Source organism: Novosphingobium sp. BAM6 (assembly GCF_057784955.1).
In genome coordinates, this window is record NZ_JBYNTR010000001.1 from 1,790,609 (window position 1) to 1,812,560 (window position 21,952).

Annotated in this window: 24 protein-coding genes; 13 read left to right on the top strand and 11 right to left on the bottom strand. The window is 65.9% G+C overall.

Annotated elements, in window-relative coordinates; translation table 11 throughout:
• Positions 1-104 precede the first annotated feature (104 nt).
• Complete coding sequence (locus AC3EC3_RS08280) at positions 105-2,012, bottom strand: ABC transporter transmembrane domain-containing protein (RefSeq protein WP_488489101.1); 1,908 nt, start codon at positions 2,010-2,012, stop codon at positions 105-107.
• A gap of 278 nt (positions 2,013-2,290) precedes the next feature.
• Between AC3EC3_RS08280 and AC3EC3_RS08285 the strand changes: the two genes are divergently transcribed.
• The 4 genes from AC3EC3_RS08285 to AC3EC3_RS08300 all read left to right on the top strand — a co-directional run bounded on the left by AC3EC3_RS08285 (position 2,291) and on the right by AC3EC3_RS08300 (position 6,089).
• Entirely contained in the window at positions 2,291-3,535 is a 1,245-nt protein-coding gene (locus tag AC3EC3_RS08285) for a polyhydroxyalkanoate depolymerase (protein WP_488489102.1), read from the top strand.
• A 121-nt stretch (positions 3,536-3,656) separates the two neighbouring features.
• Positions 3,657-4,370 (top strand): murein L,D-transpeptidase catalytic domain-containing protein, encoded by a 714-nt coding sequence (locus AC3EC3_RS08290; protein ID WP_488489103.1) that lies wholly within the window; start codon positions 3,657-3,659, stop codon positions 4,368-4,370.
• Between the two features lie 142 nt (positions 4,371-4,512).
• Complete coding sequence (locus AC3EC3_RS08295; RefSeq protein ID WP_488489104.1) at positions 4,513-5,493, top strand: XdhC family protein; 981 nt, start codon at positions 4,513-4,515, stop codon at positions 5,491-5,493.
• A 2-nt stretch (positions 5,494-5,495) separates the two neighbouring features.
• Entirely contained in the window at positions 5,496-6,089 is a 594-nt protein-coding gene (locus tag AC3EC3_RS08300) for a nucleotidyltransferase family protein (protein ID WP_488489105.1), read from the top strand.
• A gap of 17 nt (positions 6,090-6,106) precedes the next feature.
• Here the strand turns inward: AC3EC3_RS08300 and AC3EC3_RS08305 are convergent, their stop codons facing one another.
• Positions 6,107-6,625: a YqgE/AlgH family protein gene (locus AC3EC3_RS08305; RefSeq protein ID WP_488489234.1), complete on the bottom strand. Its 519-nt coding sequence runs from the start codon at positions 6,623-6,625 to the stop codon at positions 6,107-6,109.
• Between the two features lie 123 nt (positions 6,626-6,748).
• On the opposite strand from AC3EC3_RS08305, the gene AC3EC3_RS08310 reads away from it, so the two are divergent.
• The 5 genes from AC3EC3_RS08310 (at position 6,749) to AC3EC3_RS08330 (ending at position 11,341) form a co-directional block, all read left to right on the top strand.
• Positions 6,749-7,444: a fumarylacetoacetate hydrolase family protein gene (locus tag AC3EC3_RS08310; RefSeq protein ID WP_488489106.1), complete on the top strand. Its 696-nt coding sequence runs from the start codon at positions 6,749-6,751 to the stop codon at positions 7,442-7,444.
• Between the two features lie 134 nt (positions 7,445-7,578).
• Entirely contained in the window at positions 7,579-9,609 is a 2,031-nt protein-coding gene (locus AC3EC3_RS08315) for a TonB-dependent receptor plug domain-containing protein (RefSeq protein ID WP_488489107.1), read from the top strand.
• Positions 9,610-9,680: 71 nt separating this feature from the next.
• Positions 9,681-10,247, top strand: a complete 567-nt coding sequence (locus AC3EC3_RS08320; RefSeq protein WP_488489108.1) for a (2Fe-2S)-binding protein — start codon at positions 9,681-9,683, stop codon at positions 10,245-10,247.
• Complete coding sequence (locus tag AC3EC3_RS08325) at positions 10,244-10,588, top strand: arsenate reductase family protein (protein WP_488489109.1); 345 nt, start codon at positions 10,244-10,246, stop codon at positions 10,586-10,588. The genes AC3EC3_RS08320 and AC3EC3_RS08325 overlap by 4 nt, the downstream gene beginning before the upstream one ends.
• A gap of 120 nt (positions 10,589-10,708) precedes the next feature.
• On the top strand, positions 10,709-11,341 hold the full coding sequence (locus AC3EC3_RS08330; protein WP_488489110.1) for a class I SAM-dependent methyltransferase: 633 nt from the start codon (positions 10,709-10,711) through the stop codon (positions 11,339-11,341).
• A gap of 77 nt (positions 11,342-11,418) precedes the next feature.
• On the opposite strand, the gene AC3EC3_RS08335 is transcribed toward AC3EC3_RS08330, so the two are convergent.
• Positions 11,419-12,252 (bottom strand): lipoyltransferase, encoded by an 834-nt coding sequence (locus tag AC3EC3_RS08335; protein ID WP_488489111.1) that lies wholly within the window; start codon positions 12,250-12,252, stop codon positions 11,419-11,421.
• An 80-nt stretch (positions 12,253-12,332) separates the two neighbouring features.
• On the opposite strand from AC3EC3_RS08335, the gene lipB reads away from it, so the two are divergent.
• A complete protein-coding gene (lipB, locus tag AC3EC3_RS08340) occupies positions 12,333-13,085 on the top strand; it encodes a lipoyl(octanoyl) transferase LipB (RefSeq protein WP_488489112.1) in 753 nt (250 codons plus the stop codon).
• A complete protein-coding gene (locus AC3EC3_RS08345; protein WP_488489113.1) occupies positions 13,085-13,450 on the top strand; it encodes a hypothetical protein in 366 nt (121 codons plus the stop codon). Before lipB ends, AC3EC3_RS08345 begins: the two co-directional genes overlap by 1 nt.
• 64 nt (positions 13,451-13,514) lie before the next feature.
• Here the strand turns inward: AC3EC3_RS08345 and AC3EC3_RS08350 are convergent, their stop codons facing one another.
• The 3 genes from AC3EC3_RS08350 to AC3EC3_RS08360 form a co-directional block, all read right to left on the bottom strand.
• Positions 13,515-14,108, bottom strand: coding sequence for a hypothetical protein (locus tag AC3EC3_RS08350; RefSeq protein ID WP_488489114.1), 594 nt, complete (start codon positions 14,106-14,108; stop codon positions 13,515-13,517).
• A 211-nt stretch (positions 14,109-14,319) separates the two neighbouring features.
• A complete protein-coding gene (locus AC3EC3_RS08355) occupies positions 14,320-14,661 on the bottom strand; it encodes a hypothetical protein (protein ID WP_260924563.1) in 342 nt (113 codons plus the stop codon).
• A gap of 81 nt (positions 14,662-14,742) precedes the next feature.
• Positions 14,743-15,909, bottom strand: a complete 1,167-nt coding sequence (locus tag AC3EC3_RS08360; RefSeq protein WP_488489115.1) for an N-acetyltransferase — start codon at positions 15,907-15,909, stop codon at positions 14,743-14,745.
• Between the two features lie 141 nt (positions 15,910-16,050).
• On the opposite strand from AC3EC3_RS08360, the gene AC3EC3_RS08365 reads away from it, so the two are divergent.
• On the top strand, positions 16,051-17,172 hold the full coding sequence (locus AC3EC3_RS08365) for a fatty acid desaturase family protein (RefSeq protein WP_260924565.1): 1,122 nt from the start codon (positions 16,051-16,053) through the stop codon (positions 17,170-17,172).
• 107 nt (positions 17,173-17,279) lie between these two features.
• Here AC3EC3_RS08365 and lptG read toward each other — a convergent pair whose 3' ends face one another.
• From lptG to AC3EC3_RS08390, 5 genes are all read right to left on the bottom strand, one after another.
• Positions 17,280-18,377 (bottom strand): LPS export ABC transporter permease LptG, encoded by a 1,098-nt coding sequence (gene lptG / locus AC3EC3_RS08370; protein WP_488489116.1) that lies wholly within the window; start codon positions 18,375-18,377, stop codon positions 17,280-17,282.
• A complete protein-coding gene (gene lptF, locus AC3EC3_RS08375) occupies positions 18,377-19,609 on the bottom strand; it encodes an LPS export ABC transporter permease LptF (RefSeq protein WP_488489117.1) in 1,233 nt (410 codons plus the stop codon). The genes lptG and lptF overlap by 1 nt, the downstream gene beginning before the upstream one ends.
• A gap of 85 nt (positions 19,610-19,694) precedes the next feature.
• Positions 19,695-20,120: an MAPEG family protein gene (locus AC3EC3_RS08380; protein ID WP_488489118.1), complete on the bottom strand. Its 426-nt coding sequence runs from the start codon at positions 20,118-20,120 to the stop codon at positions 19,695-19,697.
• 140 nt (positions 20,121-20,260) lie between these two features.
• Positions 20,261-20,608: an ATP-dependent Clp protease adapter ClpS gene (gene clpS, locus AC3EC3_RS08385; RefSeq protein ID WP_488489119.1), complete on the bottom strand. Its 348-nt coding sequence runs from the start codon at positions 20,606-20,608 to the stop codon at positions 20,261-20,263.
• A 201-nt stretch (positions 20,609-20,809) separates the two neighbouring features.
• Complete coding sequence (locus tag AC3EC3_RS08390; RefSeq protein WP_488489120.1) at positions 20,810-21,553, bottom strand: phasin family protein; 744 nt, start codon at positions 21,551-21,553, stop codon at positions 20,810-20,812.
• On the opposite strand from AC3EC3_RS08390, the gene AC3EC3_RS08395 reads away from it, so the two are divergent.
• Positions 21,546-21,875, top strand: coding sequence for a hypothetical protein (locus tag AC3EC3_RS08395; protein ID WP_488489121.1), 330 nt, complete (start codon positions 21,546-21,548; stop codon positions 21,873-21,875). The genes AC3EC3_RS08390 and AC3EC3_RS08395 overlap by 8 nt on opposite strands.
• Positions 21,876-21,952 lie beyond the last annotated feature (77 nt).

Genomic DNA, 21,952 nt, shown 5'->3' on the forward strand with positions numbered 1-21,952 from the left:
CTTTTCGAAAGATCGTTGAACACGCCAAGCGAGGGGGAGCCAGGACGGCTCCTGTGGCACGCACGATAATTACGAAAAGCGGTAACGCCAGTCCTTATTCGCGATCAATATGACAAATCGCTCGAACTATTGTCGAATTGCAACGCGGCAAGACGTGCATAGAGGCCGCCGAGCCGAACCAGTTCGTCATGCGTCCCCTGTTCGGCAATCCGCCCGCCGTCCATCACCACGATCCGGTCCGCCTTGCGCACGGTGGCGAGGCGATGGGCGATGACCAGCGTGGTGCGATGCGCCATCAGCGTTTCGAGCGCATCCTGCACCAGCCGTTCGCTTTCGGCGTCGAGCGCGCTGGTCGCCTCGTCAAGCAGCAGGATCGGGGCATCGCGCAGCAAGGCACGGGCGATCGCCATGCGCTGGCGCTGGCCGCCCGAAAGCCGCGCGCCGCCTTCGCCCAGGAACGTGTCGAGGCCCTGCGGCAGTTCGCGCAGGAAGCCCTCGGCATTGGCCGCAGAGGCCGCGCGCCAGATCGCCTCGTCACCGGCGTCCCAGTTGCCATAGCGCAAGTTGTCGCGCGCGCTGGCGGCGAACAGCACGCCCTCCTGCGGCACCAGCGCAATGCGGCGGCGCGCATCCACCGGATCGGCAGAAGCGAGCGGCACGCCGTCGACCTTGATGGTGCCGCCCTGCGGATCGTAGAACCGCTCGGCCAGTTGGAACAGCGTGGACTTGCCCGCGCCCGAAGGCCCGACGATAGCCACCGTCTCGCCCGGCTCGACCGTCAGCGAGAAATCGTGCAGCGCGGCGAGTTCGGGGCGCGAGGGATAGCGGAAGGTCACGCGCTCGAAGGCGATCTTGCCGCGCGCGGGCACCGGCAGCGCCATGGGCCGCGCGGGCGGCGCGATCTGCGGACGCTCGTCGAGCAGTTCGGCAAGGCGGCTGGCCGCGCCCGCGCCGCGCACCAGATCGCCGTAGACCTCGGTCAGCGAATTGAACGCGCCTGCCACCAGCACGGCGGTGAACACGAAGGCGGCGATGGTGCCGCCGGTGATCGTCCCTTCGGCGACGCCCACCGCACCGCGCCACAGGATCAACGTGATCGCGCCGAGCACGAGGAACATGATCAGCGCGGTCATCACGCTGCGCATCATGAAGCGGCGGCGGGCGATCTCGAACGTATCCTCGACGCTGGCGGCAAAGCGCTCCGCCTCGCGCGGCTCCTGCGTGAAGGCCTGCACGATGGGCAGCGCGTCGAGCACCTCGCCGGTCATCGCGCCGATCTGCGCGACGTGGTCCTGGCTGGTGCGCGACATGCCGCGAAGGCGCCGCCCGAACACCGCGATCGGCACCATCACCAGCGGGATCGCCACGAGCAGCCACACCGTGAGCTGCGGCGCGAGGATGAACAGGTAGACGACGCCCCCTATCGCCATGATGACATTGCGCAGCGCGACCGAGACAGTGGTGCCCACCAGCTGGTCGATGATCGTCGTGTCCGCCGTCATGCGCGAGGAAATCTCCTTGGGGGAGTTCACCTCGAAGAAGCTGGGCGAAAGCGTCAGCAGGTGGTGCTGCACACGGCGGCGGATATCGGCGACGACGCGCTCTCCCAGCCACGAGACCGAATAGAACCGCGTCGCGGTGCCCAGCGACAGCACCACGATCGTCGCGATCAGCGTGACGAACCAGCGCTCGATCGCCGTGGGATCGGCGCCACGCGCGAAACCCTGATCGATGATCTGGCGAAAACCGTAAGGGATGGCGAGCGTCGCCAGCGCCGTCACCAGCAGCGCCGCCCCCGCCAGCGCGACCCGGCCGGGATACCGGAACATCTCGCGCCAGACCATCGTCAGCGGACGCAGCCCCTTGGGCGACTTTCCGGCAACCGCCGATGCGGCCTCTTCGCCGTTGGCCGGCTCAGAGCTAGCGAAGGCAGGATCGACGGACGGCTGCTGCCCCACAGCAAGATCACGGGCGGCAGGCTCAAGAACGGCAGGATCGCGGGAAGATGGCATGGTCTCGCGCCTTACCCCCTCGCCCGCCGCAGGAAAAGGGCCTTGCGGTGGGCTTTGCGGGACGAAATGCCCTATCCCGGCGCCCTTCCGTCACGGCACCGTCACCGCGCGGCTGCCGGGGGCCATCTGGCCCCGAAACGGGACGAAAGCGGGATTTGCCGCATTGCACAATGACGCGTTCGGGTCCAAATTAGGCAGCAAATCGGCCGATGGGCCGTTAACCGTGAGATGTCAGGTAAGAGCCGTCAGGCCTGCGGGCGCGGCCGGGAGAACGCGACTTGCTCTATAACGCCTACGAATTGCAGCGAAATCTGCTCAGCGGCGCATCGGCCTGGGCCTCGGTCGGCGCCGAGATGCTGACCAACCCGGCGTTCCCGATCAGCCAGTTCGGCTTGGGGCCAGTGATGGCATCGGCGCTCGAAGTCTTCGCGCATGCCGCCGCACCGCGCGGAAAACCCACCTTCGCGATCGAAGCGGTGACGATCGAGGGCAAGCGCCACCCCGTCACCGAATCGATCGTCGAGCGGCGCCCGTTCTGCAACCTGCTGCGCTTCGAACGCGCCGGACTTCCCGCCGACGCCCCGCGCCTGATGATCGTCGCGCCGATGAGCGGACACTACGCCACGCTGCTTCGCGGCACCGTGGCGCGCATGGTCGAAAGCAGCGTGGTCTACATCACCGACTGGGCCGACGCGAAGCTGGTCCCGGCATCGGAAGGCCGCTTCGATCTGGACGACTATATCGACTACCTGATCGATTTCCTCGCGTGCATCGGCCCCGGCACGCACATGCTGGCGGTGTGCCAGCCCTCGGTCCCGGCCTTTGCCGCTGCCGCGATCATGGGCCAGCAGAAGCACCCGGCGCGCCCTGCCACGCTGACCATGATGGGCGGCCCGATCGACACGCGCGAGGCGCCCACCAGCGTCAACGACGTCGCCATGCAGCAGCCGCTGGCGTGGTTCGAGCAGAACGTGATCGCCACCGTGCCGCTCGCCTATCCGGGCTCGGGCCGCCGCGTCTATCCCGGCTTCCTCCAGCTGGCCGGGTTCATGGCGATGAATCTGGGCAACCACATGATGAGCCACTACGGCATGTTCCGTCATCTGGTCGAAGGCGACGACGAAAGCGCGGCGGCGACCAAGGCGTTCTACGATGAATATCGCAGCGTCTGCGACATGACCGCCGAGTTCTATCTCCAGACCATCGAGCATGTGTTCCAGCGCCACTCGCTGCCCAATGGCGAGTTCGTGCATCGCGGCGAGCGGATCGATCCCACCGCAATCCGCGACACCGCGCTGCTCGCGGTCGAGGGAGAAAAGGACGATATCTCCGGCATCGGCCAGACCAGAGCCGCGCTCAAGCTGGCGGCCGACCTGCCCGACGACTCGAAGCAGTACTATCTCGTCGAAGGTGCGGGCCACTACGGCATCTTCAATGGCAAGCGCTGGCGCAATCTCGTTGCCCCGGTGCTCGAAGACTGGATGCGCAGCCACGCCCGCAAACCGGAAGCGACGGAGAAATAAGCCAAGTTTTCACGACAAGCCGTTCCCTGCGCGCGCTGGCACGGGGAACGGAAAGGCAGGATGGTTCTGGTCCGTTAAGGTTGATTTTGGTAAACTGTCGGGCATGCGTAAACTGTCAGCCATGAACGGAAAACTCGGTCGCCGCGATATCGTGAAGGGTGGATTGCTGGCGGGCCTCGGCCTGACACTGCCCGCACGCGCCTTTGCCGCCGATCCGCTGGGCCTGACCGGTTCGGATCTCACCAGCGGCTCACCGACCAACCTGCTGGCAAATTCCACGCTCGGCACCGTTCCGGCCAGCCCGGCCAGCGCCGATGCCTATCAGCAGCGCATTCTCGCAGCCGCCCAGCGCGAGATCAGCCGTGTGCGGGCCTCCGTATGGCGCGCCGATCTGGTCGGCATCGCCGATTTCTCGCAGCCTTCGTGGAAGCCGCGCTTCCATTTCGCCAATCTGGAAGACGGCACCGTGCGCTCGTTCCTGCTCGCCCACGGGCGCGGTTCGGACCCGTCGCACAGCGGCTGGTTGCAGAGCTTCTCCAATCAGGTCGGCTCGGAAGCGACATCGCGCGGCGCCTATCTCACCTGCGAGTGGTATCAGGGCAAGTACGGCACCTCGATCCGCCTGCAGGGCCTCGATGCCGACAATTCGCGCGCGCTCGAACGAGCCATCGTCGTCCATCCGGCATGGTACGTTGACGAATCGATGATCGCCAAGTGGGGCAAGCTCGGCCGCAGCGAGGGCTGCTTCGCGATGAGCCAGGCGAACTTCAACGAGGCGCTCTGGCATCTGTCGGGCGGGCGTCTGCTGTTCGCGGACCGCATTGGCGAGGCGTAATTTCCTCCCCCATCACGGCCTTCATTACACCCTGCATCATGGGGCACTAATTCGTCCCGCCCCGCATTATCAGCGGGAACTATAGGCTCGATCACGCGATGTGGCGTTTACTTGCCACCCGGTTCGCGCGACAGACCTTTCGATGACCCTGCCCCTCGACAATGCCGACTGGCCCACTTTCGGCTGGAGCGATGACATTCGCCCCGCGCTGTCGCGTGCCATGGCGGCAGGCCGTCCGGTGGCGCTGGCGACGCTGTTGCGGGTCGAGGGCAGTGCGCCGCGCGGCCCCGGCGCGCAGATGCTGTTCGATGGCAGCACCGCCAGCGGCTATTTCTCGGGCGACTGCATCGAGGGCGATGTCGCCACCCACGCCGCACAGGTGCTGGATGACGGCGAACCGCGCCGCCTGCACTACGGCATGGGCAGCCCGTGGATCGACCTGCGGCTGCGCTGCGGCGGTGCGCTGCATGTCGTGGTCGAACGGGTGGAGGCGGACAGCCCCGCCGCGACGGCGCTGCTCGACCACACCCGCCAGCGCCGGTCGTGCCTGTGGGAGAGCGACGGCACGGTGCAGGCCGTCTGCGCGGCCGAAAGCGGTGCCCCCCTGCTCAGCGCACACGACGATCCGCTGCACTTTGCCCGCCGCTATGACCCGCCGCGCCGCCTGATCGTCTCGGGCGGCGATCCGGGCGCGCTCGCCGCCGCGCAACTGGCGATGATGACCGGGTTCGAGACGATCCTCGTGCGCCCTGACGGCCCGCACCAGCCGCCGCCCTTTGCGGTCTCGCGCTATCTGCGCGGCGAGCCTTCGCAGGCCCTTCCCGAACTCGGCGTCGATCGCTGGACCGCCTACCTCGGCGCCACGCACGAGGACGAGCACGATCTCGGCGGGTGCCTTGCCGCGCTGAAAGGCGGGGCCGCATGGACCGGGATGATCGGCGCCAAGTCGCGCGCGCCCGCCCGTATCGCCGCGCTGCGCGGCGCCGGGGCCAGCGACGAGGAGATCGCCGCGCTGCACATGTCTCCCGGCGTCGCCGGGTTGGGCAAGGCGCCGTTCGAGGTGGCCACCGGCATCCTTGCCGAGATCATGCAGGCGCTCAATCCCGCCCGCGAGCGCGCCTGAGCGTGGCAGGAAACCGCCTCGGATCGCGCCATAACTTCGGCGCGATCGTGCTGGGGGCGGGCCACGCCACGCGCTTTGGCGGCGGCAAGATGCACGCGCTCTTCAGAGGCGAACCGCTGCTGCACCACGCGATCCGGCTGGCGCGCACGGCACCGGTTTCCCGCGTCGTAGTCGTCACGCGCCCCGACACCGCCATCGGCCAGTGGGACGGCGCGCCGCCGGTTGCGCACATCACCCTAGCCAGTGATGCGCTGTCCGAAACCCTGCACACTGGTCTCGCCGCCTTGTCTGGCGTGGATGGCGCCTTCGTGTTTCTGGGCGACATGCCGCTGGTGCCACCGGACATGGCCGCTCACCTCGCCGCCGCGCTGGGCGAGCGCTATGCCGCGCTACCGGTGGTCGGGGAGCGTCCCGGCCATCCCGTACTGCTGTCCGCGCGGGCGATGGCGGATGCGCTGCTTCTGGAAGGGGATGCAGGCGCGGGCCGCCTGCTGCGCTCACGCCCCGATGTGCTCCGCCTGCCCTGCGACGATCCCGGCGTGCTCACCGATATCGACAGCCGCGAGGATCTCGTCCGGGCGGAAACAGAACGATGAGATCAGGCCCCCGAAAATCAGGCATTGCCGGTTTCGCTCGCCAGCAGAGCGGGATCGATGCCTTCGGCGCGCCATGCGGTTTCCCAGCGCTTTTCGGCGGGCGTGTCGAACAGCACCCCGGCGCTTCCTTTCGCGGCGTGCCAGCCATGCCCGCGCAACTCGCCCTCAAGCTGGCCCGCGCCCCATCCGGCATAGCCCAGCGCCATCAGCCAGCGCGCAGGCCCGGTGCCCTTGGCGATCGCGCGCAGCACGTCCATCGAGGCGGACAGCGCGCCGACCGGCTCGACCAGCACCGTGTCGTGGCCGATCCAGTCGGTGGAGTGCAGCACGAAACCGCGCCCCGGCTCGACCGGACCGCCATGGTGGATTTCGCGGTCGGGCGCCGCACCGGGATCGATGCCCAGTTCCTTCAGGATCGCGTGAAAGCGCACCCCTTCCCGCAAAGAGCCGATGCCGACGCCCAGCGCGCCGGTATCGTCATGCACGCACATCACGTTGACCGAGCGGGCGAACCGCGGATCGCCCATGCCCGGCATGGCCAGCAGCAGCCGACCCGTAAGATACTGTTCCTGTGTCACGCCTTTGACTGTACCGGGTCCGGGCGAGCCCGCAAGCACGCCGCGCGCCCTCCCTGCTTCTATCCCCCAAGGAGTAACCCCATGAACCTGCTGTTCGATCTGCCGCCCGCCCCCACCGTGCCCATCGCCGGGTCGGACACCCGCTTCCCGGTCGGCCGCGTGTTCCTTGTCGGGCGCAACTACGAGGACCACGCGAAGGAAATGGGCGCCGCCGTCGACCGCGAGGCGCCGGTGTGGTTCTCCAAGTTCGCCTCGACCGTCTGCGTCACCCCGGCGACGATCCCCTACGCGCCGGGCACCGGGAACTTCCATTACGAGATGGAACTGGTCGTGGCGCTGGGCGCAGGCGGCTTCCGCGTCGCGCCCGAAGACGCGATGGACCTCGTCACCGGCTATGCCTGCGGGCTCGACATGACCCGCCGCGATCTGCAATCGCGCATGAAGAGCAAGCAGTACCCCTGGGACGTCGCCAAGAACATCGAGAACGGCGCGGTGATCGGCCCGATCACCCCTGCGGCGCAGTTCGGCGAGGTGTCCAGCCAGCGCATCCGCCTGACGCAGAACGGCACCGTCAGGCAGGACGCCACGCTCGACCTGCTGATCTGGAGCCTGCCCGAACTGATCGCCGACCTCTCGAAGCTCTATCACCTGCAGGCGGGCGACCTGATCTACACCGGCACCCCGGCAGGCGTCGGCCCCGTGCAGCCCGGTGATGTTCTGGTGGGCGAAGTCGACGGCTGCGAGCCGATCGAGCTGCGGATCGCCGAGCCGGAGTGACTCTGTACGCAGCGTGTACCGAACGGTTAATTGCCGTATAGGCGCGCGCGACTCGAAAAAAGAAGAAAGACACGATCATCTCCTCCTGCCATGCCGTCCGCCCTGCCCTGCTCGCCTCGATCGCGACGCTGGGCGTGCTTGCCCCCCTTGCCGCTGCACAAGCGCAATCGACCGATCCCACGTCGGATGCGAACTCGACCACCGCGAAGTCGCACAAGGGCAAGACCCCGGTCATCGTCGTGACCGGGCGCGGGCTGGCGGACGGCCCGGCGACCCCGGCCTACGACAGCGTGGTGCTGGACCGTGACACGATCACCTCCAGTTCCTCGGGCCGGATCGAGGACGTGCTATCCTCGGTGGCGGGCTTCCAGCAGTATCGCCGTTCGGACAGCCGCGCGACGAACCCCTCGAACCAGGGCGTCACCCTGCGCGCGCTGGGCGGCAATGCCTCCAGCCGATCGCTGGTGTTGCTGGACGGGGTGCCGGTGGCGAACCCGTTCTTCGGCTATATCCCGCTCAGCACGCTCTCACCCGACCGGCTCAGCACGATCCGCGTGACGCGCGGCGGCGGCACCGGCGCTTTCGGCGCAGGCGCCGTCGCAGGCACCATCGAGATGGACAGCGCCGGGCCGGACCAGCTGGGCCTGCTCAATGCCGAGGCACTCGTCGACAATCGCGGCGAGACGCAGATGGATGCCACCGTCGCCCCCAAGCTGGGCAATTCGGGCGGCTATATCGTCGCCAGCGTGCAGTGGGATCGCGGCAAGGGCTTCTGGACCACGCCCGAAGACCAGCGCGTCGATGCCAGCGCCCGCGCGCGCTATGAAAGCCTCTCGGGCTCGATCCGCGCGGTTGCCCCGCTGACCGACGATATCGAGGTGCAGGCCGGTGTCATGGCCTTTCAGGACCACCGCACCTTCCGCTTCCAGGGCGCCGATTCGACGTCTTCCGGCCAGCAGGGCTCGATCCGCCTCGTCGGCCATGGCGACTGGAAGTTCGACGTGCTCGCCTATGTGCAGGCGCAGGATTACTCGAACATCGTCAAGAGCTCGACCAGCTACAAGGAAACGCTCGACCAGCACGCCACGCCCACGCTGGCAGGCGGCGGCAAGCTGGAGATCCGCCCGCCCGTCGGCGACGATCACGTCCTGCGCTTCGGCACCGACCTGCGGCTGACCGGCGGCCACCTGCTGGAATTCCCGATCAACACCACCACCGGCGAGCGCTCTGCGATCCGCCATGCGGGCGGCGACGAATCGGACCTTGGCCTCTATGCGCAGGATGACTGGACGCTGGGCCAGCTGGTGCTGACCGCAGGCGCCCGCGCCGATCGCTGGACGATCCGCAACGGCTACTACACGCAGGACGCCTTCGACGCGACCGAGGACAACATCAACAACCGCTATGCCAACCGCTCGGGCTGGGTCGGCAACTTCCGGGGCGGCGCGGTGTGGCATGTGGCGCCGGTGATCGCGCTGCGCGGCTCGGCCTATACCGGCATGCGCATGCCCACGCTCAACGAACTGTACCGCCCCTTCGTAGTCTACCCCGTCACCACCGAGGCGAACGCCGATCTCAAGGTGGAGAAGCTGCGCGGCTACGAAGCCGGGTTCGACCTGACGCCCGCCACTTGGGCGCGACTGTCGGTGACGGCGTTCTACAACAGGCTGGACGATGCCATCGCCAACGTCACCATCGCCACCAATGTGCGCGAGCGCGAGAACGTCGACGCGATCCGCGCCAAGGGCATCGAGGCGGAAGCCGCGCTGACCTTCGACAAGGTGGGCTTCAACGGATCGCTGTCGTGGACCGATTCGAAGGTCGAGGCAAGCGGCACACAGGCGGCCATCGACGGCCTGCGCCCGGCGCAGGTGCCCAAGCTGATGGCCAGCGGCACCCTGTCGTGGGCCCCGCGCAAGGGCTGGCGCCTTGCGGGCACCGTGCGCCACATCGGCCGCCAGTACGAGGACGACCTCAACACCTACATCCTGCCCGCTGCGACCACCTTCGATGCCTATCTGCAGGTTCCGGTCGCAGGCCCCGTCTCGCTGACCGTGCGCGGCGAGAACCTGAGCAACGAGATGGTCGTCACCCGCAACCAGGACGGCTCGATCGATCTGGCCGAACCGCGCACCGTGTGGGTGGGCGTGAAGCTGGCGATGTAGAGTACATACTGCCGGAGAACCCGCAGCTGCCCACTGGCATCGGGCGGGTTCTCCGGCTAGTCCTGAGCGCAATGGCGCGCCTTACGATCAACGATCACCCCGTCCAGATCGACATGGACCCGCAGACCCCGCTGCTGTTCGCCCTGCGAGACGGTGCGAACCTGACGGGAACCAAGTACGGCTGCGGCGTGGGAGACTGCGGCGCCTGCACGGTAATGGTCGATGGTGCCGCGCTGCGCTCGTGCCTGATCACCCTTTCCGAATGCGAGGGCCGCTTCGTGACCACCATCGAGGGGCTTTCGGCAGACCGCTCGCACCCGGTGCAGCAGGCGATGGTGGCCGAGCAGGCCATTCAGTGCGGGTTCTGCACGCCCGGCATCGTGATGACCGCCGCCGCGCTGCTCAAAGCCAACCCGGACCCCAGCGAGGCGCAAATCCTCGACGCGGTGCCCAACTTGTGCCGCTGCGGCGTTTATCCACGCCTCGTCCGCGCGATCCAGCGCGCAGGCCGCGTCGCACGCCGCCTCGAAACCATCAGCGCCGCGCCTGCCCCCGGCATCACCCCTGCCGATGCCGCGCGCGCCGTCCCGGCGCTGCGCACGCTCCCGAAAACGCAAACCTCAGGAAACACTCCATGAAAGCCACGATCTGGCACAACCCCAAGTGCGGCACCTCGCGCAAGACGCTGGCGATCCTCGAAGAGACCCCCGGCGTCGAGGTGACGGTGATCGAATACCTCAAGACCCCGCCGAGTGCGGAGAAGCTCGCCCAACTCTACCGCGATGCCGGGATCACCCCGCAAAAGGGTCTGCGGCTGCGCGGCACCGATGCGCAGGAACGGGGATTGTCCGAAGCGGACGCGGCCACCGTGCTGGCCGCGATGGAGGCCGAACCGATCCTGATCGAGCGCCCGCTGGTCGAGACCGACAAAGGCGTGCGCCTGTGTCGTCCGCAGGAACTGGTAAACGAGATCCTGTGAACAGAGGGGGCGGACAGCGGGCATTTACCGCATTCACCACGCCCTTCGTCTTGCAATACGATGGCTAATCTGCCAGCGATCCGTCCCTGAGTTTTCAAAGAACAGCGAGTGCGCGCTTCCATGACCAGTACCGAGCTTGCCCGAGAGCCCCTGCAGCAGCGGATCAAGCGCAAGATCAAGCAGACTCTGGGGCCTTGGGGGATCTTCGTCGAAGGCTTCATCCGCAACCCGGTGATGGTCGGCTCGATCGTTCCCTCCTCGCGCTTCACCATCCGCCGGATGCTGGAGAAGGTAGACTGGGAAAACACCAAGCTCTTCGTCGAATACGGCCCCGGCGTCGGCACGTTCTGCCAGCCGGTGCTCGACCGCCTGCCGCGCGACGGCATGCTGCTGGTGATCGACACCAATCCGCTGTTCATCGACTATCTGCGCCGCACCATCACCGACAGCCGCTTCGTCGCGGTCAACGGCTCGGCGGCTGACGTCGAAGAGATCGTGCGCGCACATGGCCATGAAAAGGCGGACTACGTGCTGTCGGGCCTGCCGTTCTCCACCCTGCCCAAGGGTGTGGCGCCCGCCATCGCGGCGGCCACGTACCGCGTGATCCGCAAGGGCGGCGCGTTCCTGGTCTACCAGTTCCGCCCCAAGGCGAAGAGCTTCATGACCCCGCACTTCAAGCGCATCGACGACGCGATCGAACCGATCAACGTGCCGCCGTGCTTCATGTGGTGGTGCTGGAAGGACGAGGACTGATCCTCCCTTCGTTCAGACGCGACGCATAAAAAAGGGGGCGTTCAAGCCCCCTTTTTCGTATCCGATGCGTTCCTTGCTCACTCGAAAGGGCGGCCCGACCCGGCGCTGTCGCCGCTCAGCTGGCGGTGGATCGCCACCAGCACAGCCACCGTCACGACACTTGCCACGGCGTTGAACAGGCCGGAGACCAGCGCCGCCCACAGGGTCGGCAGATTGCCCTCGCCCGCCAGCAGCAGGACCGGCGTGATCAGCGCCATGTTCACCACCATGCCGATGATCAGATAGGCCAGCATCAGCAGGCAGAAGAAGCCGAACAGGCGCAACGCATGGCGCCGGGTCAGCTGCCACGAACGGCGCAGGGCATGGACCGGGTTGAGCAGTCCGTCATTGACCACCACCGGCACCAGCAGCGAGACGCGCACCGCCGCGTGGATCAGCAGCGCGATCCCGAACAGCGACACCACCGCGCCCAGCGCCGCTCCTACCCCGCCCAGCGGCGCGAACAGTACGGCAGGCAGCACCAGCACCGTCATCGTCGCCGCCAGCGCGATCACCATCGTCGCGATCAGCGTGGGCAGCGCGCGGATCGCCGAGGCGATCACCGTGCCCACCGTGGGCCGCGCGCGATCGGCCAGCAGCCGCGCCAGCGCGAAATAGCCGATCAGCTGCATCACCACACTGCCGAGGCCTACGCCAAGCAGCGTGCCGATGTTGTCCATCACCAGCTGGTTCACCAGCGTCTTGTTCTCGAAATTGGTGTAGATCTGCGTTTCCAGGCCGGTCAGCAGCACGCCTGCGAGCAGCGAGGGCAGCAGGAAAAACACCCCCGCCACGGCAAAAAGCACCTCGCGGTTGGCGCGTACCGCCGCGACGCTGTCCTGCCAGGCGCGGTTACTGTCGAATTTCATCATGGGCTCCAACGGCCGGGTTCCGGGGGCAGCCCCCTTAAACCCTCTTGCTATGCGCTGCCAATGACGCCACGCAACGCGGCATGACAAGTCCTGTTTTCACGCAAGCCGACTCCGTCGCCCCTCTTGGTCTCCTCCCCGACACTCTGCCGGGCGATATCGAACTGCGCGTGAGCACGCAGCCGGTGCCCTATCGCGAGGCGCTGGAAGAGATGGCCGCGCGCAATGCCGCGATCGCGGCGGGCGAGGCGCGCGAACTGATCTGGCTACTGGAACATCCCCCGGTCTACACCGCCGGCACCAGCGCGGCTGCTGACGAACTGCTCGACCCGCGCTTCGAGGTGGTCGAGGCCGGGCGCGGTGGACGCTACACCTATCACGGCCCCGGCCAGCGCATCGGCTACGTCCTGCTCGATCTCAAGCGCCGCGCCCGCGACGCGCGCGGCTTCGTCCATGCGCTGGAAGGCTGGGTGATCGACACGCTGGCCGATTTCGGCGTGGACACCTTCCGCTCCGAAGGGCGCATCGGCATCTGGACCAACGACATCGACGGGCGCGAGGCGAAGATCGGCGCGATCGGCGTGCGCATCCGCAAGTGGGTGACGATGCACGGCTTCTCGGTGAACATCCGCCCGGACCTGTCGCACTTCACCGGCATCGTGCCCTGCGGCATCGAGGAATTCGGCGTCACCAGCCTCGAACGGCTAGGTAAGGCCGTGGACACGCCCGCCTGGGACGCTGCGCTGATCGCCCATGCCGAAGCCTTCCTCGCCAAGCTGGAAAGCCCCTGCCCGCCCGCTTCCAAGGCCCCTGTCCAGCCGGGGGAGACTGCCTGATGGCCCGCACCTCGCTCTGGCTCGCTTCGGGCGCACTGGTGCTCGGCATTGCGCTTTCGGGCTGCAACAGCGCCAAGAAGGATGACAAGAACGCCACTGCGGCAGGCGGCGAGCTGCTACCCCGCTCGGCCAGCGACGACATGTTGCCCTACGACACCGTCACCTCGCAGCCCGACCTGCTCGATCCCGAAGCGGCCACGCGCAGCGCCTCCAGCCACGCGCAGGTCGAACAGGACGCACAGGACGAAGCCGACGCTCCCGACGAGGACGACGCCCCCGGTCAGGACCAGGGCGACGACGATGCGACGACAACGGAAACCACCGTACCCGCCGCCCCGGCTGCGGCGACACCGGGAGGGCAGTGAGGGGGCAATTGCTCCGACCTGCCCATCCCGTCTGGGCGGATAGTGAAACCTTGCCGCCGTTCGATCAGGCCTGCGCAGCCAGTGCCTTGCGCTCCGAGACGACCCACCACGCCAGCGTGGCGCAAAACGCGCAAACCGCAGAAAACAGGGCCAGTTCCAACCAGAACCCGGCGCGGGCCAGGCTTATGGTAATCGACCAGGCCAGATCTCTTATCCCGCCCCCGACCCACGGCAGCATACCCAGGCCCTTCAGACACTGCGGAATGGCCAGAACCAGGGCGATGCCACCTGCCGAGAATGTCCACTTGCGCGCCGGGACCCGCAGATCGGCTACCGGGGTCAGGCAACTGAGCCCCATCAGAAGCGCTGCCAGCATCACCAGCATCGTCCTCGCCTCAACATTGGCGGAAACGCCCAGCGCAAAGTTCACTGTCCAGTAATTGGCGAAAGAGAAGATTTCCGAAGCCCCGCCCAGCAACGTCAGAACACCGCACAGTGGCGCCCACGGCAGCAGCGACAAGACCCGCGCGCGCTTCCAGATCAGGACCACCAGATATATCGCGAAAACCAGCGCGAATACCAAGCGAAGCAGCAAGCCACCGATCATCATCAGGATACCGCATTCGCTGGAGCACCCGATGCCCTTGAGCAAAAGCATCAACGCAAAGGTCCCCAGCGGACACCCGATAATCATCAGCCCGCTGGCAATAAGCCATTTCCTTGTAAAAGCCTGCACGTCTGCCCCCGCTCTAACCCGCCGCGCCTTCGATGCACCCGGCGAAAAGCGGCATAGGCGAAAGGGGTGAAGAAGAGGCGAAGCGCTCGGTTAAAATTTGGAAAGCAAGCTTAGAACGTCACGCAGATAGATGTCAGCGCTTCTTCTTCGCGATCGGGGCGTTGAAGTCAGGCTCCTTCTTCGCCACCCAGTCGACAAACTTGCGCACGTCGGGGTTCAGCAGCAAGCCGTCGACGTCCATGCCGTTGCGCTGGAGTTCGGAGTTGGTGAAGGTGGTGATCAGCATCTGCTGACAGATCGGGTGCATCGGCACGGTATCGCGCCCGCCCCGGCTCTTGGGGATCGGGTGATGCCATACGATGGTCTCACCGGTAGGACGCCCGCACAGCCAGCACGGGACGGGCGGCGGGGCCTCCTCCTCGGTGTCGATCTCGGGCTCGTCCCAGCCGCCGTTCTTGCGATGTTTGCGGGCCATGGTATCTCTTCTTGATACTGCGCCCGACCTTCAAGGGAAGATCGGGCGCGTCGTAATCCGGATGGGTAAGGCGAACTGGCCTTACAGCGCCTTTTCGTAGATCGCGTATTCGCGGTTCACGTGGCTGTCGATGGCATCGGCGATGGCGACCATGCCCTGGTTGTCTTCCAGAACCCAGCCGATCTCGCCGCGCTTGCCACCGAACTTGTCTACGGCAGCACGGCGGATGTACTCGATCATCATGAAAGCAAGCTGGCTGGCGAGGCGCGAGGACTGCAGCTTCTTGCGCACGCCCATCAGCGGCACGCGCATGTCGGCGGGCTTGGGCTTGCGCAGCCACAGCGCCAGCTTGATCCAGCCCAGAATGCTCGGCTTGCCGGTGCGGCCGTTCACGCGCATCTGGATCTGGTTGAGATCGGGCAGCGTCATCATGAAGGCCACCGCCTCACCCTCGTACTCGGCGAACTGGATCAGTTCGGGATGGACGAGCGGCTTGAGCTTCTTGCCGGTATGGGCGATTTCCTCGGGCGTGAAAGGCACGAAGCCCCAGTTGTCGGCCCAGGCATCGTTGAGGATGTCGCACAGGATCGCGGCTTCCTCGTCGAAGCGCTTGGGATCGCAGTTGCGCACGCGGATCTTGGCGTTCTTCTCGCCCGAAGAGACGATACGCTGGATCAGCGGAGGGAACTGCTTCGTGATGTCCAGTTCATAGGTGTAGAGCGTCTTGGCAACGGTATAGCCCGAACCCTCGATCCAGCCCTGATAGCCAGGCTGGTGGTGCGCCATCATCACCATCGGGGGATGATCGAAGCCCTTCACCTGAATGCCCGGCTCTTCCCAGACCGAGAGGTTCATCGGCGCGAGCACACGGGTCATGCCTTCCTTGCGCAGCCAGTCCTCGGCCGTGGCGATCAGCGCCTTGGCGACGGCTTCGTCCTCGGCCTCGATCGCGCCCCAGTTGCCAGTGCCCGGCCCCATGCCCTGCTCGACCGGCTGGGTCAGCGCCAGTTCATCGATGTGGGCAGAAATACGGCCCACGATCTTGCCCCCGCGATAGGCCAGGAACAGCTGGACGCGGGCATGGTCGAAGAACGGGTTCTTGCCCGGCGTGAACTTCTCGATCTCCTCCATCCGCAGGTTCGCGACCCAGTTTTGATCTGGCGCATTGTGGCGATAGGCGAAGTCCACGAAGGCAGCACGATCGGCCTTGCTGGAAACGGGTGCGATGACTAGTTCGGCGTTGGCCACGATCCTGCCTTTGTTCCGATGTAGGGAAGAAGAATGGATGCGACCTGCGTGGACTCGCCTCATGTTGTCAAGCGCGGTTAACACTGCACAGCAACATACTCGGCCGGCGACGCGAAAAAGGTTCACTTTGGAAGTAGTACGATGATCGAACAGGATATCCTCGACAGGCCCAATGCGCCCGCGACCGCAAGAGATGTGGCCGCAGATGAGGCAGCGCGTGCAGGCCGTGCGGCGATTCGCAAGAATGGCCCCGAGGACAAGGCGATGATGCGCGCCGCCGCGGAACTGACGCGCGACATCGCGAAGGCACGCCCCGCGATCTACTGGCCCGACATGCTGGCCAATGCCGCCGTCGGCTATGCGACGCTGGCAGGCGCGATCCTGGCCAGCTCGCCGTGGGTGGCGCTGGCCTGCGCGCTGGTCTCGGTGCTGACGCTCTACCGCGCGCTGCTGTTCATCCACGAGCTAACGCATTATCACCGCGATGCCCTGCCCGGCTTCCGCTTTGCCTGGAACCTCTTGGTCGGCGTGCCGATGCTGATCCCCTCGTACATGTATGAGGGCGTGCATTCGCTGCACCACTCGCGCGTGCGCTACGGCACGTCGGAAGACCCTGAATACCTGCCGCTGGCGCTGATGAAGCCATGGTCGCTGCCGGTCTTCGCACTCACGTCGCTGCTGCTGCCTGCCGCTCTGATCGTGCGCGGGGCGATCCTCGTGCCGCTGGGCGCGGTGATCCCGCCCGTGCGCCGTCTGGTGTGGGAGCGCGCATCCTCGCTCTCGATCAACCCCGGCTTCCGTCGCAAGGCGCCCGAGGGCGAGTTCGCCCGCATGGTGTTCTGGCAGGAAGTGGGCGTCTCGGTCTGGTCGATCGCGCTGATCGCCGCGAGCCTCGCCTGGGGCTGGCGTCCCCTGATAATCGCCGTCGCCATCGTCGCTGCCGTCGCCCTGCTCAATCAGGTCCGCACGCTGGTCGCCCACCTGTGGGAGAACGAGGGCGAGCAGATGAGTGTGACCGAACAGTACCTCGATTCGGTGAACGTGCCGCCCCCCGGCGTGATGGCGGGCCTGTGGGCACCGGTCGGCCTGCGCTACCACGCGCTGCACCACCTGCTGCCGAGCCTGCCCTACCATTCGCTGGGCGAGGCTCACCGCCGCCTCGCCGCAAACCTTGCGCCGGGATCGACCTACACCAAGGCCAACTACCCCGGCCTGATGCCGCTGATGAGCCGCCTCGTCGCCAGCACAATGGGCCGCCGCTGAGAGAGGCTTGGGGGCCTGACCGCCCCCTCACCAGCTCAAACGAAAGGGGCCGCGATCATGGCGATCGCGGCCCCTTTCGTTTGAGCTCGTAACTGGCGGAAGCGGTATTATTCCTCGGTCCGTACCAGCACCGTCTCGCCGACCAGCAGGAACAGCACGAAGGGCGCCCATGCCGCGACCAGCGGCGGATAGCCGCCGAAGTTGCCCATCGCCAGCGCCGCATTGTCGAGCACGAAGTAGGCAAAGCCCAGCGCCATGCCGATCACCGCGCGGATCAGCAGTTGCCCCGAGCGCGCCAGTCCGAAAGCCGCGACCGCGCCCAACAGCGGCATCAGCAGCGCCGCCAGCGGGCCGGAAATCTTGTGCCACCACGCCGCCTCAAGCTCGCTGGTGCGCCGCCCGGCGGCGCGCATCGCCTCGATCGAGCGGCTCAGTTCGAAGATGTTCTGCCCGTCCGAATCGATCGAGGTCATCCGCACCTTGTCGGGCGTGATCCCCGGCGCCACGAGGTCCGAGATCGGCTTGGTGCTGGTGGTGTCCGCCACGTCGAAGTGGCGCGGCTTGACCAGACGCCAGCCGGGATTGGCATATGTCGCGGTGGGCGCGCGGGTCTCGCTCAGGATCGCGCCATTGGCATCGCGAACGTAGAACGTGACATTGGTCAACGTCATCGTGTTGCCAGGGCCGGACGCCTGCGCGGCATAGAGGATGTCGCGCCCGTCGGCGAGGTAGACGTTGGCGCGCAGCCCCGTATCCTTGGGCACCGGACCGTACTTCACCGCCTGCCAGGCATCGAGCGTGGCGAACGAGCGCGTCACCACCCGCTCGTTGAACACGAAGCTCAGCCCCGAGATCACCAGCGAGGTCAGCAGCAGCGGCGCCAGCACCTGATGCGCGGAAAGCCCCGCCGCGCGCATCGAGATCACCTCGCTGTTCTGGTTCAGCGTCATCAGCGTGATGATCGTCGCCAGCAGCACCGAATAGGGCAGGAAGCGCGAGATCAGCTGCGGCACGCGCAGGGTGACGTAGTACATCAGCTGCGCCTGCCCGTTGCCGTGGTAGGCCAGAATGTCGCCACTCTCGCCCAGGAGGTCGAGCACCTGCAACACCAGAACCAACATGATCAGCACGGCCAGAATGCGCGTGGCAAACAGCTTGGCCAGATAGAAGGTGAGCGTGCGCGAAGGGAAGAAATCGAACTGCATCAGGTCTTGTCCGCAGCAGGCACGGGAAGGAGAGGCCCGCTCTTGCGGCGGCGGCGCAACAGCGAACGGATGCGCTTGCCGACGATCGCGGCAATCCGCTCCAGCCAGCCGATCGCCTGACCGCCGGGCACATAGGCCACGCGCCAGTACATCCACACGATCAGCGCGGCGAACAGCGCGAACGGCCCCCACAGCCCGAAGACCGGGCTGATCTTGCCGAGCGAGGCCACGTCGCTCGCGTACTCGTTGATCTTGTGATAGGCCACGATCATCACGATCGAGACGAACAGGCCCAGCGCCGAAGTCGATCGCTTAGGCGGGATCGCCAGCGCCACCGCCAGCAGCGGCAGCAGCAGCATCATCACCACTTCGACCATGCGATAGTTGAAGTTCGCCTGGCTGGCGATACGCTCGGCCTTGGGGCGATCCTTGTTCCAGCCAAGGTGCATCAGCTCGGGCAGCAGGTATTCGCGATCGGCGCCGCCGCGCTGGCGGAACTTCTCCACCGCCGGAAGGTCGATCGGCAGGTCGTGCTGGGTGAAGGTCAGCACGCGCGAGTTGTGGCCGGGAATGTCCTGCACCATGCGCCCGTTGTCGAGCCGCAGCACGATGGTGTCGGGCGAGCCGCGGAAGGCGAGGAAGCGGCCCTGCCTGGCCGAGATCGACAGCACCTGGCCCTTGTTGTCTGCCACGCGCACGAAGATGCCCAGCAGCTTGCGGCCATCGTCCTGGCTCTGTTCGATGCGCAGCGCGATGCGGTCCTTCAGGGTGGTGAATTCACCCACCTTGATCGAGGCGCCCAGCGCACCGGACTTCAGCTCGTAGTTCAGCTCTTCGTAGTAATAGCGCGCCAGCGGCTGCAGATAGCCGACATTGGCAAGGTTCACGCCCACCAGCACCAGCGTGATGATGTAGGGCATGCGCAGCAGGCGGGTATAGCTGAGGCCCACCGCACGCATCACGTCGAGTTCGCTGGAGGTCGCAAGCTTGCGGAAGGCCAACAGGATGCCGATCATCAGCCCCAGCGGGATCGCGAGGCTGGCATATTCGGGCATCAGGTTGGCGAGCATCTTGAAGACCACGCCAACCGGCCCGCCCTCCGTCGCCACGAAGTCGAACAGCTTGAGCATCTTGTCGAGCATCAGCAGCGATGCCGCCAGCAGGAAGATGCCGAACATGGGCATCAGCGTGAGGCGCAGGATGTATCGATCTATGGCGGTGATGAATTTCACGGATGCTTTTCGCGTATGCCTGAACCAGACCCCTTAACCGCAAGGCGCGCCGGGCGAAAGCCGTTTATCGGTTCGGGATGCACGCTTAGCCCCACAGCAGCGGCCACAGGACCATCAGCAGGCCCACCAGACTGACGATGTAGAGGAGCGAGCGCAGGCCCTTGATCCCTGCCCAGTAGACCGGAAGATAGGCCACGCGCGCGGCCAGCCAGACCCAGGCGCCGATGTGCGAGACCGTGCCGCTCCGCCCCGCCAGCACCACGCCCAGCAGCGCGGCAACGGCCACCGGGAAGGTCTCCTGAAGGTTCGCCTGTGCCCGGATCACCCGCCCGGTGCGCGGCGGCAACGCGGGCAAGCCGGAGGTTTCGTCGCGTGGTCCCATGTTCCAGTCCACGCCGTACTGGCGCGTACGCAACTGACCCGCGAGCAGGATGTTGAACACCAGAAGCACGCAGCCCCAGGCGAGAACGAGCAGTTCCGTGGCGATTGCGGTGGACGATCCTGTCAGCATGGCCTCAACAACCCCCTGTCCTTCTCCGCGTTCCCGGAGCCCTTCGATGTTGGCAGATTAACAGCGCAGATACCCGTTAGTAACGCAAATACCGGGCGCCGGATGTCGCTACAATCGCGCGACCGCCATGTGGGGGCACTTCAAGCCTTTTCCAGTGTGCACTGAAGCGGGTGCTGGTTCTGGCGCGCAAAGTCCATCACCTGATTCACCTTGGTTTCGGCAATCTCATAAGGGAAAATCCCGCAGACGCCGACTCCCCGCTGGTGGACGTGCAGCATCACCCGCGTCGCAGCTTCCAGATCCATGTGGAAGAAGCGCTTGAGCACCAGCACGACAAACTCCATCGGCGTATAATCGTCGTTTAGCATCAAGACCTTGAATTGGCTCGGCTTCTTGGGCCGGGCACGGGTCTTGGTGGCGACGCCAAGTTCGTCTCCAGCATCGGCCCCGCCATCGCGATCACCGTCATCATCGGCGGCGCGAGGCACGAGAGCGACCCTCGCAAGTCCTGCGGGATCGGCGCTCACAGGCCGGAAGACGGCCGGACGGGGGAAAACTGTCATGGATCGCATGGTGCCCAGAATATCGTAGCGGGACACCTCACGACAAGATGCCCCGCCCAATATTATCTCACGAGCACGACCGGACGCGAGCAAAAAACGCCCGTATGGCCGGTCGGGTCAGCCCCATCAGGCTGCCGTGCGAACCTTTTCCATGGCCAGGCTGAAACGACCCGAAATCGGCGCCATCACATCGCTCATCAGCTTGAGCATGGCTTCGCTGTTCTTCGAGCCGGTGGCGACAGCGCTGTCGAAGTTCTTGCGCATCATGTCGCCCTGCAGCTTGAAGAAGTCGGTCGGCGACTTGGCGGCGGCGAGTTCCTTGATGTCACCGGTGATGGCTTCGAACGAAGCGCGGCTTTCCGAGACCAGCGACGAGCCCATGCCCTGCACGCCTTCGGCCAGGATCTTGCCCGATTCGATCACGGCTTCGACGTTGCCCTTGGTGAAGTCGCTGACTTCGCCGAGAACCTCGGTCCCCTTCTCGAAGGCAGCCTTGGCCTTGGTCTGGGCGTCGCTCATGGCATCCTTGATATTGGCATTCATGTCCATCGTGCTGTCCTCGAGAATGAAGTTGGTAAAAAGTCCTGCGAACGCTGCGGGTGGTGTGACGGTCTTGGGTGCCGTCTCTGCGATAGGTGTCTTGGCGACCGCGAGTTCGGTTTTCTTCGGCTTGGGCGCCGGAGATGCCTTGGCTGCCGGGGCAGGCTTGGGCACTTCGGGCCTCTTGGGCACTTCAAGCTTGCCTGCCTCAAGCTTGGCCGGCTCCAGCTTCACCGGTTCGTCCGCCTTGGCGGCAGGAACCGGCTCGGCCGCAGCGACCGGAGCAGCTGCCGGTTTGGGCGCTGCTGCGACTTCAGCCGGCTTGGCCACCGTCGGCGCGACCGACTTTGTCGGCGATAGCTTGGTGGCGCTCGGCGCGGCGCTGGGCTTCGAAGCTGTCGGCCTGGACGCTACCTGCTTGAGAGGATCCGCCTTGACGGACGCCTTCTTCTCAGCGGGCTTAGCAGTCGGCTTGGGCTTGATGGTGGCTATGGATGCCTTCTGCGGCGTCGTCTTGCTTTTCGCGTCGTCCTGTCCGGCCATTGCCACCTTCCCAAAAAGCCTGCGTGCCGACGCGTATCGAGCGATGCGCTTTCATGACCTCGGCAAACCGGCCGGGGACTCGGCACTCCATTGCTGCAACGCAAAATAGGATGGGCTGCACGCCAAGTCAAGCGCCCCATGCTGCAGTGCAGCATACGTATTTTACGCAGAAATCCGGAGAATTTT

What these genes read in the sequence shown, in the direction of transcription:
- AC3EC3_RS08305 (WP_488489234.1), bottom strand. Translation starts at nt 6,625, where the DNA reads ATGCCGGGCATGGGCGATCCGCGGTTCGCCCGCTCGGTCAACGTGATG.
- AC3EC3_RS08350 (WP_488489114.1), bottom strand. Translation starts at nt 14,108, where the DNA reads ATGCTTTTGCTCAAGGGCATCGGGTGCTCCAGCGAATGCGGTATCCTG.
- AC3EC3_RS08310 (WP_488489106.1), top strand. Translation starts at nt 6,749, where the DNA reads ATGAACCTGCTGTTCGATCTGCCGCCCGCCCCCACCGTGCCCATCGCC.
- AC3EC3_RS08380 (WP_488489118.1), bottom strand. Translation starts at nt 20,120, where the DNA reads ATGCTGACAGGATCGTCCACCGCAATCGCCACGGAACTGCTCGTTCTC.
- AC3EC3_RS08290 (WP_488489103.1), top strand. Translation starts at nt 3,657, where the DNA reads ATGAACGGAAAACTCGGTCGCCGCGATATCGTGAAGGGTGGATTGCTG.
- AC3EC3_RS08365 (WP_260924565.1), top strand. Translation starts at nt 16,051, where the DNA reads ATGATCGAACAGGATATCCTCGACAGGCCCAATGCGCCCGCGACCGCA.
- AC3EC3_RS08345 (WP_488489113.1), top strand. Translation starts at nt 13,085, where the DNA reads ATGGCCCGCACCTCGCTCTGGCTCGCTTCGGGCGCACTGGTGCTCGGC.
- lptG (WP_488489116.1), bottom strand. Translation starts at nt 18,377, where the DNA reads ATGCAGTTCGATTTCTTCCCTTCGCGCACGCTCACCTTCTATCTGGCC.
- AC3EC3_RS08280 (WP_488489101.1), bottom strand. Translation starts at nt 2,012, where the DNA reads ATGCCATCTTCCCGCGATCCTGCCGTTCTTGAGCCTGCCGCCCGTGAT.
- AC3EC3_RS08320 (WP_488489108.1), top strand. Translation starts at nt 9,681, where the DNA reads ATGGCGCGCCTTACGATCAACGATCACCCCGTCCAGATCGACATGGAC.
- AC3EC3_RS08335 (WP_488489111.1), bottom strand. Translation starts at nt 12,252, where the DNA reads ATGATGAAATTCGACAGTAACCGCGCCTGGCAGGACAGCGTCGCGGCG.
- AC3EC3_RS08330 (WP_488489110.1), top strand. Translation starts at nt 10,709, where the DNA reads ATGACCAGTACCGAGCTTGCCCGAGAGCCCCTGCAGCAGCGGATCAAG.
- AC3EC3_RS08295 (WP_488489104.1), top strand. Translation starts at nt 4,513, where the DNA reads ATGACCCTGCCCCTCGACAATGCCGACTGGCCCACTTTCGGCTGGAGC.
- lipB (WP_488489112.1), top strand. Translation starts at nt 12,333, where the DNA reads ATGACAAGTCCTGTTTTCACGCAAGCCGACTCCGTCGCCCCTCTTGGT.
- AC3EC3_RS08325 (WP_488489109.1), top strand. Translation starts at nt 10,244, where the DNA reads ATGAAAGCCACGATCTGGCACAACCCCAAGTGCGGCACCTCGCGCAAG.
- AC3EC3_RS08355 (WP_260924563.1), bottom strand. Translation starts at nt 14,661, where the DNA reads ATGGCCCGCAAACATCGCAAGAACGGCGGCTGGGACGAGCCCGAGATC.